Origin of the sequence: Paenibacillus polysaccharolyticus (genome assembly GCF_023714295.1) — a bacterium.
GTDB classification, from domain to species: Bacteria; Bacillota; Bacilli; order Paenibacillales; family Paenibacillaceae; genus Paenibacillus; species Paenibacillus polysaccharolyticus_A.
This window is the reverse complement of sequence record NZ_JAMAUN010000011.1, coordinates 12,568-29,513: the sequence shown is the minus strand read 5'-3', so window position 1 is coordinate 29,513 and position 16,946 is coordinate 12,568. Positions and strand designations below refer to the sequence as shown.

11 protein-coding genes are annotated in these 16,946 nt (G+C 47.2%); 4 read left to right on the top strand and 7 right to left on the bottom strand.

Going from position 1 to position 16,946, the window contains the following annotated elements; genetic code table 11:
* Positions 1 to 375: 375 nt before the first annotated feature.
* From M3629_RS22090 to M3629_RS22075, 4 genes are all read right to left on the bottom strand, one after another.
* Entirely contained in the window at positions 376 to 1,095 is a 720-nt protein-coding gene (locus M3629_RS22090; RefSeq protein WP_090924125.1) for a 3-ketoacyl-ACP reductase, read from the bottom strand.
* Positions 1,096 to 1,178: 83 nt separating this feature from the next.
* Positions 1,179 to 2,102: a DUF4097 family beta strand repeat-containing protein gene (locus M3629_RS22085; protein WP_251510350.1), complete on the bottom strand. Its 924-nt coding sequence runs from the start codon at positions 2,100 to 2,102 to the stop codon at positions 1,179 to 1,181.
* Entirely contained in the window at positions 2,099 to 2,704 is a 606-nt protein-coding gene (locus M3629_RS22080) for a DUF1700 domain-containing protein (RefSeq protein WP_251510349.1), read from the bottom strand. Before M3629_RS22080 ends, M3629_RS22085 begins: the two co-directional genes overlap by 4 nt.
* A 289-nt stretch (positions 2,705 to 2,993) precedes the next feature.
* Complete coding sequence (locus M3629_RS22075; protein WP_251510347.1) at positions 2,994 to 4,538, bottom strand: FAD-dependent oxidoreductase; 1,545 nt, start codon at positions 4,536 to 4,538, stop codon at positions 2,994 to 2,996.
* A gap of 371 nt (positions 4,539 to 4,909) precedes the next feature.
* On the opposite strand from M3629_RS22075, the gene M3629_RS22070 reads away from it, so the two are divergent.
* Positions 4,910 to 7,741 (top strand): glycoside hydrolase family 3 protein, encoded by a 2,832-nt coding sequence (locus M3629_RS22070; protein WP_251510346.1) that lies wholly within the window; start codon positions 4,910 to 4,912, stop codon positions 7,739 to 7,741.
* Positions 7,742 to 8,018: 277 nt separating this feature from the next.
* The gene (locus M3629_RS22065) at positions 8,019 to 9,767 is read left to right on the top strand and encodes a methyl-accepting chemotaxis protein (protein ID WP_251510344.1); all 1,749 of its coding nucleotides are present in this window, start codon (positions 8,019 to 8,021) and stop codon (positions 9,765 to 9,767) included.
* A gap of 18 nt (positions 9,768 to 9,785) precedes the next feature.
* Here the strand turns inward: M3629_RS22065 and nrdG are convergent, their stop codons facing one another.
* Positions 9,786 to 10,295, bottom strand: coding sequence for an anaerobic ribonucleoside-triphosphate reductase activating protein (nrdG, locus tag M3629_RS22060; protein WP_251510342.1), 510 nt, complete (start codon positions 10,293 to 10,295; stop codon positions 9,786 to 9,788).
* Complete coding sequence (locus tag M3629_RS22055; RefSeq protein WP_251510341.1) at positions 10,292 to 12,253, bottom strand: anaerobic ribonucleoside triphosphate reductase; 1,962 nt, start codon at positions 12,251 to 12,253, stop codon at positions 10,292 to 10,294. Before M3629_RS22055 ends, nrdG begins: the two co-directional genes overlap by 4 nt.
* A gap of 454 nt (positions 12,254 to 12,707) precedes the next feature.
* Between M3629_RS22055 and M3629_RS22050 the strand changes: the two genes are divergently transcribed.
* Entirely contained in the window at positions 12,708 to 14,345 is a 1,638-nt protein-coding gene (locus tag M3629_RS22050) for a hybrid sensor histidine kinase/response regulator (protein WP_251510339.1), read from the top strand.
* Positions 14,346 to 14,520: 175 nt separating this feature from the next.
* Positions 14,521 to 15,459, top strand: a complete 939-nt coding sequence (locus M3629_RS22045) for an aldo/keto reductase family protein (RefSeq protein WP_251510337.1) — start codon at positions 14,521 to 14,523, stop codon at positions 15,457 to 15,459.
* A 124-nt stretch (positions 15,460 to 15,583) separates the two neighbouring features.
* Here M3629_RS22045 and M3629_RS22040 read toward each other — a convergent pair whose 3' ends face one another.
* Positions 15,584 to 16,708, bottom strand: a complete 1,125-nt coding sequence (locus M3629_RS22040; RefSeq protein ID WP_251510335.1) for a GGDEF domain-containing protein — start codon at positions 16,706 to 16,708, stop codon at positions 15,584 to 15,586.
* Positions 16,709 to 16,946 lie beyond the last annotated feature (238 nt).

Genomic DNA, 16,946 nt, shown 5'->3' with positions numbered 1-16,946 from the left:
ACAAAAACACAATAAACAAAAAATAAACAAGAAATAAACATGAAAGAGCCTTGGAATCTCGATCAATTCCGAAGGCTCTTTCATTCTGCTTGTTTCTATTGTATCAAAGCTACGACAAAATCCCGGACTCGGGCCAGAACGTATACCGGAAAGTCGTATCTACGAATGAGTAAACGAACAAAAGCTACGCAGACCACTGTCCAAATCATAAAACTATAAATAGTCCGGGATAAAACATCAATTCATTTTCTTAAAAACAAAATCAAAACTCCAGGGGATGCCGGTTTACTTTTAAAAGGTTCCTTAATGATTACGATAGAGAAGTGTTCGGCATCAAAAACCACCAACCAGCATTCTGGTTGGTGGAGTCACATCTTACTGTGGATTGGTTGTCCAGATCCCTGCGGCTTTGACGAATACGCGGTCAGACAGCTTGAGGGTAGCCAGCGCCAGTTCGGCTACATCTTCGGCTTGCATCATGCGATCCTCGTCTCCGATCTTGAGTCCGGCATTCACAGCCAGTTCCGTATTTACGGTGCTTGGTGTCAGCGCGGTTACACGAATGTTCGATTTGCGAACTTCCTGCATCAAGGATTCCGTCATGCCCAGCAATGCGAATTTGGATGCACAATAGGCTGAACCTGTAGCGAATCCGCGCTCACCTGCCGTTGAAGCGATATTAATGATGCTGCCGCTGCTTTCCTTGATCATGCTTGGAAGAATGGCGCGAGTTACATAGTATGTACCCATGACATTCACATGCAGGATGCGTTCCCACTCTTCAGGGTCCATCTCTAGCAGTGTACCGAAGCTTCCGATCCCTGCATTGTTAATGAGGATATCTACCGCTCCAAGCTCCATCTCGATAGCCGCGACCGCTGCTTCAGCTTGAGAGCGATCCGAGATGTCTGCTGCAGCACTTGTTACTTTCACGCCATATTGCTGGCTTAAAGACTCTTGAAGGGCTTGCAGATCGGAAGCGGTGCGGGCGATCAGTCCAAGATGTACGCCTTCTTTGGCAAGGGCTTCCGCGATGGCACGGCCAATACCTTTACCGGCGCCAGTAATGATGGCTGTTTTATTTTTAAGTTCCATAGGAATATTCCTCCTCAGCATTTGGGTTAGCACTTGATTATACTATACTTTACCCAATGATCGGAAATATGCTTCATCACACGTTAGCGCGGTTGGGTGATTCGAATGCTGCCAGAAGTCGTACGTGCCTGGATCACATCCTGACTTATGCCTGGTGACTCCGGTATATTAACGTCGCCCGAAGTGGCCTTGGCCTCATAAATTCCATCAAAATCAGGCGCAGCCTGAATGGATATATCCCCCGATGTCCCTGATACCTGAATAGGCGCTGCGTGAGATTGCTGGATATCAATACTGCCGGATGTGAACTCAACATTAGCCTCACCATTCAATTGTGCAATTTCCACATCTCCTGATTGAATCACGCTATTTACTTTTCCATCCACTTGTTTTGCGGTGAAGCTTCCTGATGTCTGTTCTACGTCTAAATCCCCTTGAATAGCAGAAGCAGTGATATCCCCTGAGGTCAAAGACAATTCCATGCGAGGAACCTGAATATCACGCAACACAATGGAGCCTGAGGTGCTTTTCATCTCCAGAGATTCAGCATGTAGCCCGGTTATATCCCAATCCGCTGAGCTAGAGTGTAGTGTGACATCATTCAAGGGATATCCTTCTGGCAAAGCCACGGTTATTCTTGAATCTGGTTCCCCCCAGTTCCAATTAAAAGAGAACAACTTCAGACGGTTGTGTTTTTGCAGCGTCAGCTGGAATGTGCCATCGGTAAAACTTGCCTCCTCGAAGCTTTGAATAACCTCCGGTTCCCACTTTCCATCCACTTCGATATACGCGGTGTTGTCTGGACTAACGATGAATTCGATATCCGCATTAAAATTGCCATCCAGCTGAATATTTTGCAGATCATCTTGCAGTCCTCCGGTGCTGAGTTCCCACCGCTTGCTGTATGCTTCCCTATCATCCTTGAACTGAAAACCATAGACCGATGTTCCAAGTAAACCTATGCCAATGCAGACGAGAGCCAGTGCTAGCCATTTCTTCGTGCTCATGCAGAAACATCCCCTTTCATCACGTTGATATTCCACCGAATATAGTGAAATGTCATATTTTTAAATGCGATAAAGATATATTTGGAGGCAAGGGCAAACAAAATGCCAATACCGAACAGCCCAATAGCAACGAAAAATTCTGTTGTTTCAAGGTGATTCAGATACAGATAGTCGAAGGCAGCTGCGACAGGAGCCAGCGCAAGCAAGGACAGACTTGCAATTGTAAGCCATACAGACCAGAGGCTAAGACCAATAGGAATCATGAGTGTAAGATTAAGGAAGATCAAGCCTATGCCGACAAAAAAGTTCCGCGTAGCCCGATTGTGATTAACAGGTGGTTTCATCTCTCTGAACGTTGGCCCATCAAAGGGATCTCTATCGGATGTGTGAGAGTATGCGTTAGCGGTATACCGTTCGCCGAGTACTTTACGTGCAATTTCCTCCGGGTGGCCGAGCTCACGTGTAATGTCTTCCTCCGATTTGCCTTCACGTAGCCCTAGTGTGAACTTTTGGGCATAATCTGCAAGGAGTTCCGCACGTTCCAACCGGTCCATCGGACGTAAAACGACTTCCATAGCTTGCATAAATTGTTGTCTATTCATCTTGTGTTCCTTTCGCACCCTATGTTCAGTGCAGTGGTAGTGGATTCATCAATGCATTCCGTATTTATGTAATGTCAGATCGTATTATAACTTCCTTCTATACCAGCATACAGAAAAACCGGGTCGGCTGCTTCCGTCTGGAGACGGATACCGATCCGGTCTATGAGATGAAATGTATGTCAGCGAACTCCACATATATTCACAAATGGAGTGCAGAAATACAACTTTTGTACATTTGGTGGGGAAGGAGTTATTCGTTGTATGGATATATAGTTTACTTCTATTGTATTTACTGCCCCTGCACATCCAGGATGGGCAGGTCTTCGACCGCAGGCCCTTCAATGACATGTCCTTCATAATTAAAGCGTGAGCCGTGGCACGGGCAGTCCCAGGAACGTTCCCCATTATTCCATTCCACTTCGCACCCCAAGTGGGTGCAAGTTGTATCAACCAGGAACAACTTACCGCTGGTGTCCTTATAGGCTCCGGCCCTTTTACCGTTATGACGCACGACTGCGCCTTCGTCGTTGCCAAGCTCGTTTATATTTTTGTGCACGATGCCGACTTTGCCTGCAATTAACTCCTTCGCAACATTGACGTTCTCTACGATAAAGTGTTTGAAACCCGGGTCTGCCTTGAATCTTGCCGGATCAAATACTTCTGCGTGCGGGTTATCTCTTCCGGTAATTCGGTCTGCCAGCAGATGTCCAGCCATTGTACCAGTAGTCATGCCCCATTTGGCAAAGCCTGTAGCGACATAGACCCGTTCATGCCTTCCGGTAATCGGCCCGATGTAGGGCACTTTATCGATGGAGATCAGATCCTGAGCTGACCAGCGAAACGGAATGTTACGAATCCCAAATGTCTCGGCTGCATATTTCTCCAGGCGCTCGTAGTGACCGAAGGTACAGATGCCTTGTCCGGTTTTATGATTTTCTCCGCCGAATAGAATATGCTCTTTACCATTATGAACGACAGCACGGAGTGAACGGGCCGGTTCATCATCGGAGATGTACATGCCGCCTGCATAAGGTCTTTCAGGTTCAACCATCACCGCATAGGAGCGTTCGGCATGAAGTCGCGTAAAGTAAAATCCCGGATCATATACGGGAAAATGGGAAGCGACAACGATATGCTCTGCCGTGACGAATGAACCGCCATAGGTTCTGATTTTCAGCGAGGCATCTTCCTCCACGTCCGTTACTGTCGTATGTTCATAGACACGTACCCCTTGTTTCACAGCTGAAGCAAGCAGGTAATGCAGGTAAGCCAAGGGATCGAAGCGTGCTTGTCCAGACATACGAATGCCTGCTCTCGAGGGGACAGGAATCGGAAGGGGGTCTACCCATTCACCAGGAATGTTGAGTTTGCCATAAGCGGTCAGCTCAATTTCCAGCTTTTTGATATGGTCATCGGACTGAATGTAGACATAGGCATCCTCATCAGCCCACTGACAATCGATCTGCTTTTCCTTGACAAGATTGCGCATCCAGCTCGCTGCATTCGCATTTCCTTCATAGTACATCCGTGCCTGCTCATGTCCGAAGTGATGCATAATTTCATCAAAAATGACGCCATGCTGTGCAGATACTTTGGCGGTTGTATGGCCTGTTGTGCCGTCCAGTACTTTTCCAGCTTCAAGCAGAACGACACTCAGTCCAGACTGGGCAAGCAAATAGGCTGTGGTGATGCCTGCAATCCCGGCTCCGATAATCGCTACATCCGCTGTGGTATCTTCTGTTAACTTCGGATAAGATTCGAATGTATTCGCGGCACGCCACAAAGATTCGGGAACCGGTGGCAAACTTGTGTTCAACTGCTCATTGTTATTCATTGGATTGGTTTCCTCCTAATCATGATCCCAGCATAATAGGGGACGTTCAGAAGCAGAAGTCCCTGTACTTCTAATCAGGATTGCCAGAGTATGCCAGAAAAAAACGAGTAGCCACATATTTTTAAGAAAGGAAGAGGAACATTTTCTTGAAACGTCCCTCTGTTTTTTTATATCAGAATGTTTTATAGTAAGATTACCGAAATCGTTTTAGGTTTTTGATTAATATCCTCTGAAATAAAAATAAATCATGTTTCATAAAGGTATTTTTCCTAATTTAGAGAGGTAATCCGAAAGATATAGTCCGTTTTCATGAATTAAAATGTATTCGCTATCATAATCAATCTATACTATACATTAAAGGGAGATTAGCTATGACAACTCATCAAACGAAATATCCGTTTCAAGATACAACCATGGCACTTAACGATCGAGTGAAGGACCTTGTGTCCCGCTTGACGGACGATGAAAAAATTGAATCCATGCTGCAATACCAGCCAGCCGTAGAACGCCTGGGTGTTGCTGCTTATAAACATGGAACGGAAGCCGCTCACGGCCTGGCTTGGCTTGGTGAAGCTACATCATTCCCGCAGCCTGTAGGACTCGCATGTACGTGGGATACCGAACTGATGAAAGAGATCGGCTCCGTCATCGGAGACGAAGCACGTGTATTTTACAAACGGAATCCTGCCGTCAACGGTCTTACACTGTGGGCACCAACGGTGGATATGGAACGTGACCCGCGCTGGGGACGAAACGAAGAGGCGTATGGCGAGGACCCGGAACTGACCGCAGAGTTGACAACCGCATTGGTCAAAGGTATTCAAGGAGACCATCCCAAGTATTACAAAGCTGTGGCAACGCTCAAACACTTCCTCGGCAACAACAACGAAGTGGATCGTGGTAGCGGCTCATCCAGCATTGATCCACGCAATATGCGTGAATATTATTTGAAAGCGTTCGAAAAGCCATTCAAGCAAGGCGGTGCACAGTCGATGATGACAGCGTACAACTCGATTAATGGCACGCCGGCTTTGTTGCATCCTTTTGTGAACGAGATTGTTAAAGGCGAATGGGGCATGGATGGATTCATCGTCAGTGACGCGGGCGACGTGATGGGCATCAAGAATGATCATAAATATTATGAATCCCACACACCGGGTACGGTTGAATCGGTCAAAGCGGGGATCGACAGTATCACCGACGATGCCGAACTGTCCAAGCAAGCGCTTCGTGAAGGATTGGAGCAGGGGCTGCTGACCATGAAAGATATCGACACAGCCTTGTTTAATACATTCCGTGTGCGATTCCGTCTAGGTGAATTTGATCCGGAAGAAGGCAATCCCTACGCTGCAATTGGTGAGGAATCCATGATGACGGAGAAGGCCAAAGCGCTGTCTCTCCGGGCGGCAAGAGAGCAGGTGGTTTTGCTCAAAAACGAAAATGGTACCCTTCCGTTGGACAAAACCAAAACAGGCAAAGTAGCTGTGATTGGCCAGCTTGGCGGAACGGTCTATCGGGATTGGTATGCTGGTACGCTACCCTACAGCATCACGCCACTGGAAGCGATTCGCGGCAAAGTGGGCAGTGATAACGTTACATTCCAAGACGGTGATAATCGCATCACACTCAAATCCGCAGCAAGCGGCAAAAAGCTGGGCCTTGTGAGAGTGGAGGGCTCATCTGAGATGGCAGTGAGAGCCTCAGAAGAAGCCGAGACATTCCGAGTGACGGATTGGGGGTTCGGTAGTTACACGTTGGAGGCAGAGAGTAACCGCAAATACCTGACTACAGATGAAGAGTCGGTCACTGCCTCGGCTAATGAAGTGTATGGCTGGTTTGTCAAAGAAGTGTTTCATCTGTTGCCACAGGCGGAGGGTCGTGTGGGGCTTACCACATGGAATGGTAGAATCGTGACGACATCGAATGATGGCCATGATGCACTCAAGGTGGCCGAAGAGTTGACAACATTCGGTGATGCAGAGCTATTCGAGCAAAATGTCGTAACGAATGGGGTCGACGAGGCTGTTGCTGTAGCCCAAGCAGCCGAGACAGCGATTGTATTTGTCGGTAACAACCCGCTTGTTAACGGTAAAGAAGAAGTGGACCGTCCAAGTCTGGAGCTGGCTGAATCACAGCTTCAGCTGGTAAAGGCTGTGCATGAAGCTAACCCGAACACCGTAGTGGTGATTGTAGGGAGTTATCCATTTACCTGCAACTGGGTTCAAGAGAATATTCCAGCGGTCCTGTATACGTCACACGCCGGACAGGAGCTGGGGAACGCAGTCGCTGACGTATTGTACGGAGACTATGCACCTGCAGGCCGTCTGAACATGACATGGGTACAATCGGAAGATCAACTGCCTGATATCCGGGATTATGATATTATCCAAGCGGGCCGCACGTATCAATATTTTGAAGGAAATGTGTTATATCCGTTCGGACATGGTCTGACCTATGCTTCATTTAAATACAGCAATCTGGAGATTAGCCCTGCGCAAGCAGGAAAAGACGACCGCGTGACCATTCGAGTGGATGTGACGAATACCAGTTCAATCGCCAGCGATGAGGTCGTGCAGTTGTATGTGCGTGCAGGAAAGTCACGAGTGAAACGTCCACTCAAAACGCTAAAAGCTTTCCGACGTCTGCATATTGAAGCTGGAGCGACAGCGACTGTTCATTTTGATCTGCCTGTTTCGGAATTGGCCATCTGGGATGTTACTCGTGATCGTTATGTGGTCGAGGATGGCATCTATTCGATTATGGCAGCCAAATCTTCCTCCGATGTGCAGTTGGTCGCAGATCTAAAAATAGATGGAGAGATCATACCTGCACGTGACTTGAGCGTGACTACACGTGCCGAGAATTATGATGCTTATCGGGGTGTGGAACTGGATGAGTGCAAAGAGGGTGGTACAGCAGTTCGTGTCATAGGAGAACAAGGGTGGATTGCCTTTAGGGATGCTGACCTTGGCAACGGGGCCACCACATTTGAAGCTCGCCTATCTGCAGAACAGCAAGGGGGTCTGCTGGAAGTGAGATTGGGTACCCCGGACGGTGCCCTTGCAGGACGTGTAGAGCTGGCACAAAGCGGTGCCCAGCAGTGGTCTACGGTAGAGGTTGAACTGACAGGCGCATCAGGAGTGCAGGATATCTATCTAATATTACCTGCGGGCGTCCGTGTTCGTCATTTTGAGGTGCGTTAACATATAGAAAATGTAAACGATAGAGAGCGGAATAGAAGAGATCGCTGACCATCTTTTTCCTATTCTCTATTATGCGAGGTCAACCTGTTTCTAACGGTTGGCCTTTTTTTATTTTTACATGATCCCCATTCAAAAAAAGCAATTATATCACGATATATATTATATAGTGTCATATCATTTGCTGAAGGCAAAGGTGGAGAAAGGAGTCGAATCCGAACTCATTTTTTATCAGGACGGATATGTAAGCTAGAAAAGTAAGGGAAAAGGGGAATCTGCAATGTTACGCTACTTCCGCAATCGAAGTTTAATTTTCACCAGTTCTGTCCTGATTGCCATCATTTTGTTTGTAATGATCATCCTGATGAGTGTGTTGAATTTCAAACAAAGTCAGCAGGCTTACTACGAAGAAATCAATCAGGTAGGTAAGGCGCTGTCCAATCAGCTTCAGCTCAACCATAAGTGGGTAGAACAGGCGAATCAGCAACTGGAGGCTTCACCTAAGCCAACATCTCCCGAACTCACGTCATTGAAAGAACAACTTGATGCGATGACTGGTGTTGCCTCTATTGCCAATGCTTATATATTCAAATCGGATATTATCGAACGGGATGGGAAACAGATCTTAACGGGGGTGCAAGTCAATCAGGCACTCTATGATCTGGAGATGGTCCCCGGTGTCGAATACGAAATTCCAGAAGTAGTTCAAGATACATATGATCATGTATTCCAGAACGGAACCGCTTTTACAGAATCATACACGGATACTGCAGGAACATGGGTGACCTATCTAAGCACGATCAAAGATGATACGGGTAAGACGATTGCTATTTTTGGTCTGGATTTGGACGCAGCCCAAGTGAAGCAGGATCAGATGTGGATGTTTTTGTATAGTCTGGGGAGTGGATTTGTCATTGCGGTCATTATGATTATAGTTATGGTCATTCTGGCTCGAATTGTACTTCGACCATTACAGAAACTCGCAGATGTATCGAAGCAGGCAGCAGGCGGCAATCTGACAGTCAGTCTGGATGTACGCAATAACAATGAGATCGGCCAAACGGCCAACGCATTTAATCATATGCTTGGGGGGCTACAGCAACTGATTACAGGCATTCAGTCCACTTCTGCGAGTGTGACCCGTTCAGCTGCGGATCTGCAGATGAGTTCGGAACGTACCACTGAAGCTTCACAAGAGATTACCGAATCGATGTTGCAGGTGTCCTCCGGGGCAGAGCAGCAACGACAATCCACGAATGAATGCCAGGAGTCCATCGGCGAGATGGTCATTGGCATCAAACGAATTGCTGACTCATCTCAGGTGGTTGCTGAACTGGCTTCGGATACAACGGATCTCGCTAGCCGAGGTGAGACAGATATTACAACGATGGTCGATCAGATGCAGAAGATTGAACTTAACATGTCAGGCACGGTTGTAGTTCTTCATGATCTTCAACAACTGAACAGCAGCATCGGTGGAATCATGTCCATGATTCGGGATATTGCGGATCAGACGAGCCTGCTTGCGCTGAATGCTTCCATTGAGGCAGCTAGAGCAGGGGAGACAGGAAGAGGCTTTGCTGTGGTTGCACAGGAGATTCAGAAGCTTTCGAATCGCTCCAAAGAGTCTTCTGATCAGATCGACCAGATTCTTCAAGGTATCCTTAATCATACGGAGAAGGCCGTAACTTCCATTGAAGAGTCAGTGGATGTCGCTAAACGAGGAGCAGAGACATCCGTTGTAACGGCAGAAACCTTCCGCCAGATCGTCGAATCTATTCAAAAGGTATCGGGACAAGTCTATGAAGTGTCTGCCGCCTCTGAGCAAATGTCAGCCAGCAGTGATCAGATTGCTGCTTCTCTGGAGCAATTGGGTGTTGTGGCTTCGGATTCATCCGGTAACGCGAACAAGGCTCGTGCTTCTTCGGAAGAACAACTGGCGCTGATGGAAGAAGTATCGAGTCTCTCTCACGAGCTGAGAAGTTTGGCTTACGAACTGAATCAGGTCATCCAAAGGTTTCAGGTGTAAAAGGAGAAAAAAACATCGTTACACTGCACCAAGATGCAATGTAACGATGTTTCCAGATGCTTGTGTTGCACGCACGTCAATCAAGCGCTGATTACGACTTCCACGGAAGGGCAGAGACACATCACGCTCTGCTGCAAGGTAACGCCCGTCGATAATCACGTCACATAGCTGTGCAAGCTCTGCTCTTTCCGGGTCGGTGATGAGTTCCTCATATTCGAATCCGGTGTAGGCCCACACGGTCATATCTGGCCTTGCATCTCGAAACTGACGTACCCAACGAGTGCATGCTGCTGCTGAGAAAAAGGGGTCACCCCCGCATAACGTCACGCCATCCAGCAACGGATGGTTCGTGACCTCATGCAAAATCTGTTGCTGCCGCTCTTCTGTAAAGGGTTCACCTGCACGAAAATTCCACGAATCCGGGCTGAAGCAGCCAGGACATGCGTGGCGGCATCCGCTGATAAACAGCACAGCACGAAGGCCGGTTCCTTCATTGACCGATTCGGGAATGTAACCAAACAGATTCACCGGTGTTTCACCCGATCCCGCACTTCGGCCTGCTTCGCAGCATTGAAGCGTACCTTGTAATCTCCCGTCAGATAACCGGTTACACGGCGCAAGCGCTGGAAGTGAACCTCATCTTCGTGAACTTCACATCCCGGACAGGTATCACCGATGACCCCCTCATACCCGCATTCAGGGCAACGATCAATCGGATGGTTAATCGAGAAGTAACCGATATCCTGTGCCAGCGCGTACTGTACGATGCGCATAAAGGCTGATGTATTTGCCCGCACATTGCCGTCAAGTTCGACATAAGAGATGGCTCCGGCATTACATAGAGCATGGAATGGAGCTTCCAGTTCAATCTTACGGTAGGCGGGAAGGTTATGATAGACCGGAATATGGAATGAATTCGTATAGTATTCACGTTCATTCACACCAGAGATCGGGCCGTAACAGGCTCGGTCTATTTTGGTGAATTTGCCGGATAAACCTTCAGCAGGTGTAGCAAAGAGCGTAACGTTCAGGTTATGCAGCTCACTCATCCGATCACAGAACTCTCTCATCGTACGGATGACATTCAGCGCCTCGCGATACACATGCATATCTTGTCCGTGATGGCGTCCATACATAGCAGTCATACATTCGGCGAGCCCGATAAATCCAAGAGACAACGTGCCGTGTTTCAACAGATCGGCAACCGGCTCATCCGGTTCCAATTTCTCTCCGCCTTCCCATACCCCTTCACGCATCATGAAGTCCGATGATTTGGCAGGCTGTTTTTTCTGAATGGCATACCGATGAAGTAAACCCTCCACGGCATTGTGCATGATTTTATCCAGGGCCACATAGAATCCTTCCCGATCCGCAACAGCCCGACTGTTCTGGCAGATGCCAAACCGAATTCCCAGCTTCACCAGATTGACTGTATTGAAGGACAGATTACCTTTACCACTTTGCCGATTTCGTCCAAACCGATCCGCAAGGGTGCGTGTGCGGCATCCCATAGTTGCAATGATCGTATCCGGGTCTTCCGGGTGATAGTAAGGTAGATTAAATGATGCGTCCACGTTGACAAAGTTAGGGTACATGCGCCGTGAAGAACAGGTTACCGCGAGGCGGAATAAGTCATAGTTCGGGTCGCCCTGAGCTTGGTTAACCCCTTGCTTACACTGGAAAATATGCTGTGGAAATACAGGCGTTTCCCCATGTCCGAGGCCACGAATCGTTGCTTCGAGCAGGGAGCGGGACACCAGACGACCCTCCGCTGATGTACACATACCATAGTTTAGCGATGTAAAAGGAATCTGTCCGCCCGCTCGGCTACTCATCGTATTGAGGTTATGTATAAGAGATTCGGCGGCTTGTCCTGTTTCCAGTTCTGTTTCCTCACTTGCAAAAGCAAATGCCCGCGGGCACTGTTGCTTCGCTTCAGCACTGTTCAGATGAAGCTGCTCATCCGTGATCAAGGCTTGTTCATTAAAAAGCCGTTGACCTTTGCGGAAATGCTTGATGAAAGAGCGTTGTACGTAAGGCGCCAGATCCCAGTCGATTTTGTTGGCAGATACGCCGCCGTACTGACTGTTTTGCTGTGACTGGAAGATGATCGCGACCAGAGCCATCGCAGACATGATGGTCTGTGGTGTCCGAACCGATCCGTTCCCTGTATTGAAGCCAGAAGCAAGCAATCGATCGAATGGAATAAAAATGCAGTTCGTTGTTCCAAGGGCATACTGATCCAGATCGTGCACATACAGATCGCCATTCTCCACCGCATCGGCAAGCACCTCTGGCAATACATGACGCATGGCATGCCATTTGGCTGTCTCCGATCCGAGCCTGCTCATCTTGCCGCTGAAGGAATCTCCATTCAGATTTGCATTCTCCCTCAGCGTATCAGCGTCTTCTGCGCCAATAATACGTCTTCCCAGGTCAGATAACAGATCGGTTGCCGGTGGTGCGGCATGCTCAAGCATAGTCATGTAACGTGCCTCCTAAATGATTTTTTAATAGATTATAATTTGATTAATATATGAGTTATATACTACATGTAGATTTGTATTATCCATTTATAAACTATATGTGGGTTTTTGGGTGTGATTATGATCACACCCCCTGTGAGGTGGAGAGCATCTTCCGGGATTTGGCGCGGGTTTAAGGTTCCCAAAATTCAAACAGAAGCGTATAATTTCTATTTACCCTGCAAGTATAAACTTATAAGTTAGATACCATGGATCGAAGCATTTTTTCAGATCTGTTCAATGAAAGAAGAGGTTACAGGCACCAGGATGATTCTCTAGTACTTCTGTGGTGTTAAACATATAAGTATAGTTTGTGACAATCGTTCGGATTCCCCGGCAGACCCCTGCATGTGAATCAACATTCTGATCGGTGAACTTAATATAGCAGCCAAGACAAACAAAGAGGGGTTGGATCATGGGGACGGTAGAAGGCGTTAACCAAGGCTTCTATGAAAATATTGAAGAAGCAGCGGCCCATATTGTGGACGTATTAAGTGGCATATTAAGAGTGAATACTATCTTCGTAGCCACGAATGACGGAGTGACTAATGTCATTCTGGAAGCCTTCAACCGCAAGGAAGAACTAATAGTCAAAGGGACTACGCTTCCTTTTACGGAATCTTACTGTAGTCTGGTCTTGAGAGACAATAACAGTGTCGTTACCATTTCGGATACCACCGAGCATTCTGTAACACGATCAATGAATGTCACGGGTGGATTGGGTAATCGATTTTTCGTGGGAGTACCTATTGTACGTAGAACAGGTGAAGCCTTCGGAACGATATGCATAATGGATGATCCAGGGTATAACATCAGTGAAACCGATATGAAGACGCTGAAAGCTATGGCTGTTTTTCTGGGATACGTTGTTGACCTGGAGAGTGCGCTGCACGTTCAGGAGCAGAGACTCAGCGATTCAGAACAATTGCAAGAAAAATTACAGGCAGAGAAGGAACGTGCCGAATCCGAGGCCATGACCAAGACACAAATGCTCAAACTGATGAGTCATGAGATCCGTAATCCGCTGAACGGCATTTTGGGATTGACGGATCTGATGCGGACACCCGACATGTCGGAGGAACAAGCTGAGTATGTGAACATGATTGAAACGAGCGGTAATATTCTGCTTTCACTGCTCAACAATATGATGAATTTTAATATCAATGAGGCAGGAAAAACGGTTATTCATGATGATCCCTTTGATTTGGTCAGCACCATTGAGAACACTGTCTATCTCTATGCCGGAACAGCTGCGAGCAAAAAGATAGAACTGGGGTTAAACCTGAATCTGAACGTATCGCAGGTATTCATTGGTGATGAGATCAAGATTGGCCAGATGTTGGGCCATGTGATGCAATACGCCATGGATTCCACTCGGGAAGGTGCTGTACTGGTAACAGCAGAGATGAGGGGAGATGAAGTAGAGGATACAAGCCTGCTTTTGCTACGGGTTAGATACACAGGACAGATGTTATCCGACAACCGTTTGCGAGTTTCGACTGCCAAACCGGAAGCGATCAGTACGGAAAAACTGATTGGTAGCAATCTGGGACTGGCAGTCAGCCAGAATCTGGCCATTCTGATGCATGGTCGTATTCAGGTGAACAGTCTGCAAGGTGACGAAACCGAGTTCCGGATTTCATTGCCATTACGCAGGTATTGGGACTTGCCGCAAATCACAAGTGTGCAACAACGTTTGAAGGCTAAAAAAGTGCTACTCGCCAAAGATCCTGATATTTTGCAGGGCGTATCCTCCCTGATGCGGAATTGGGAGATGGATGTGCGCATGACTTCGGGTTCAGCCTCTGCATATGAATGGATCAAGGAAGGTTATAAGCCGGATGTGGCTGTTGTAGATCTGGGCTTGCGTGAGGGCATTACAGTCGATTTCGTCATTGCGCTGAAACAGCAGATTGAAGGCCTGCCTGTCATTGTGCTCGTTCCATATGGGATGCATATGGATATTCAGCAGACGGAGGTTTTTGATGCCGTGCTGACAAAGCCAGTTAGACAGACGGAGCTTTTAAATGCACTGAGTATTATTTTGCCATAAAAGAGAAGATGAATTTCTCTACCAAGGTTACAGAAGGCACATCACTCGCGGTGTGCTTTTTTTGCTGTTTTTCCTGAGTTTCTACTTATATGTTTTTCCATTTGTTCAGGTTGGGTTACAATAGGATATGGAACTTAACTTCATCATTTCTACATTCTGAGGAGGACATGCATTCATGGATTATCGCAGGTTAGGTGGAAGCGGACTGAAAGTAAGCGAAATCAGCTTAGGTAGCTGGTTGACGTACGGAGGATATGTGGAACGTGAAAATGCGGTGAAATCAATTGAAACGGCATTTGATGAAGGGATCAACTTTTTCGATACAGCCAACGCCTATGAGCGGGGAGCCGCAGAAGTATTGCTGGGTCAAACATTGAAAGCGTACTCACGAAGCTCTTATGTTCTCGCAACCAAGGTGTTTAACAAAATGGGTGATGGCCCTAACGATCACGGCTTGTCCCGCAAACATATTATGGAGCAGTGCGAGGCCAGCTTGAGACGCCTTGGCACCGATTATGTCGATATCTACTATTGTCATCGTTATCATCAGGAGACCCCGATAGAGGAGACCCTTCGTGCACTGGACGATCTGGTTCGTCATGGTAAAGTGCTGTATGTAGGTGTGAGCCAGTGGACAGCGGCTCAGATGGAAGCTGCGCTCGGTACAGCAGATCGCCTGTTGCTGGATCGTATTGTCGTGAATCAACCGGTATATAATATGTTTGATCGGTATATTGAGAGCGAGATCATTCCTTTGGGTGAACGTAAAGGTATCGGACAGGTTGTTTATTCACCACTTGCACAAGGTTTGCTGACAGGGAAATATACATCTGTCTCCGATATTCCGGAGAATAGCCGGGCAGCCAAGCTTGGCTGGGATGAAGGGAAAATTAACGCAGATCGCATTGGCAAAGTACGTCAATTAGTTGAAGTTGCAGACAAGCTGAACCTGAAGGTGGGACAACTGGCACTGGCCTGGATTTTGCGGCAAAATAATGTTTCCAGCGCTCTGGTCGGAGCGAGCCGTCCGGAACAGGTTAAGGAAAATGCTGCAGCTTCTGGAGTTAAGCTGGATGCTGCTGTTATTGCAGAGATTGAACAAATTCTGGCCTGACTCGTTGTGTAGAGTAACCTTAAGAATGTGATTTGTTTAATGTATGGGAAAGGGATGTCCCGCTTGCCTTGGTTGAGGCAGGTGGGACATCCCTTTCGTTTCGTCTTTAAGATTTTGCGACATGTCAAAATGGATCGTTATCCACAACCGTGATGTTACGGGGTGGTAGAGAACATACCCTGTTGCGTCCCGTATTTTTAGCTTCATACAGCGCACGGTCAGCCTGGTCAAACAGATCGTTGTCATCATGGTCGTCACAGTGATCAGGGTAAACGGCTACTCCAATGGAGATCGTGAGCTTTACGTTCTGCCCGTCTGGCAGGATGAAAAGAGATCGGGCCACGGCTTTCCGCACGGATTCTGCAATAGCCATGGATTGATGGTATCCACAATCGAGCAATAGAATTGCAAATTCTTCTCCACCGTTACGGGATACAAGATCCGTGGAACGCGCATGTTCTACAAGCAATTGCCCAAGCTGCTTCAATACCGCATCTCCGGCAGAGTGGCCAAACGTATCGTTTACCTTTTTGAATCGATCGATATCAATAACCAGCAAGGAAAGCTTCTGGTGATACTGCCTAGCATGCTGAAGCTCAGACTGGAGAGACTGTTCGAATTGTCGTCGATTGCTCAGATCCGTCAGATGGTCTGTGGAGGCTCGTCGTTCCAGCAGAAATAACATCTCGTTGGATCTATTGATAAATTCCGCGATGAAATATATGAAAAGGCCACCAGCAAAGGCTATAGTCATCTGTATGGGATATACTTTCATCAATGTATTCATGCTGGGCGTGTTCATCAGTAGTACGATAAATATCATGGTCATGCCTAAGAGGTTCATGGTAATAATCTTGGTTAATCTCGACCACGAAGCATAGGCGAAATACACACCAGCCAGCCCGAGTAGGATCATAATAAATGCTGCATCAATGGCTGCTGAGGTGACACCAAACATAACGATACGAAGGATCGCAATGATGATTCCGGTGATGACAGAAGCGAGCCCGCCAAGATATACGGCTGCAGTTACGACAGCCAAATGCCGCAGATCCACAATGGTAGTGTCATTGATATGGAAAGAATAATTCATAAGCACTGTACCGTATAGACCGAATAAAAAGCCACCGACTAGCTGAACGCGAAGCGAGGGAAAAGGCAAACGAATGCTGTAGTATTTGGCGATGATTCCTGACAGGTACAGAAAGGAAATGATCACACAGAGATTGACAAAAAACGTGCTTAACAACCAGCATCCCCCCTTTTACGCACATCCCTCTATTTTATCTGAAAATCGGTGTGGGGGCGAACCATATAATCCCAAATGTTTGAAGGGTTTGGTTTTAATGCGCTATAAAATTCTAAAACGTAGCCGTACGGGACAATGTTGACTTCCCTATGCATTAAGATTTATACTTAATCTAAATCAAAATTCTTTTGATATGAAAATGCTAAAGCGAACAAATATGTTCGAGATGTATATACAC

What these genes read in the sequence shown, in the direction of transcription:
- M3629_RS22090 (WP_090924125.1), bottom strand. Translation starts at nt 1,095, where the DNA reads ATGGAACTTAAAAATAAAACAGCCATCATTACTGGCGCCGGTAAAGGT.
- M3629_RS22085 (WP_251510350.1), bottom strand. Translation starts at nt 2,102, where the DNA reads ATGAGCACGAAGAAATGGCTAGCACTGGCTCTCGTCTGCATTGGCATA.
- M3629_RS22080 (WP_251510349.1), bottom strand. Translation starts at nt 2,704, where the DNA reads ATGAATAGACAACAATTTATGCAAGCTATGGAAGTCGTTTTACGTCCG.
- M3629_RS22075 (WP_251510347.1), bottom strand. Translation starts at nt 4,538, where the DNA reads ATGAATAACAATGAGCAGTTGAACACAAGTTTGCCACCGGTTCCCGAA.
- M3629_RS22070 (WP_251510346.1), top strand. Translation starts at nt 4,910, where the DNA reads ATGACAACTCATCAAACGAAATATCCGTTTCAAGATACAACCATGGCA.
- M3629_RS22065 (WP_251510344.1), top strand. Translation starts at nt 8,019, where the DNA reads ATGTTACGCTACTTCCGCAATCGAAGTTTAATTTTCACCAGTTCTGTC.
- M3629_RS22055 (WP_251510341.1), bottom strand. Translation starts at nt 12,253, where the DNA reads ATGACTATGCTTGAGCATGCCGCACCACCGGCAACCGATCTGTTATCT.
- M3629_RS22050 (WP_251510339.1), top strand. Translation starts at nt 12,708, where the DNA reads ATGGGGACGGTAGAAGGCGTTAACCAAGGCTTCTATGAAAATATTGAA.
- M3629_RS22045 (WP_251510337.1), top strand. Translation starts at nt 14,521, where the DNA reads ATGGATTATCGCAGGTTAGGTGGAAGCGGACTGAAAGTAAGCGAAATC.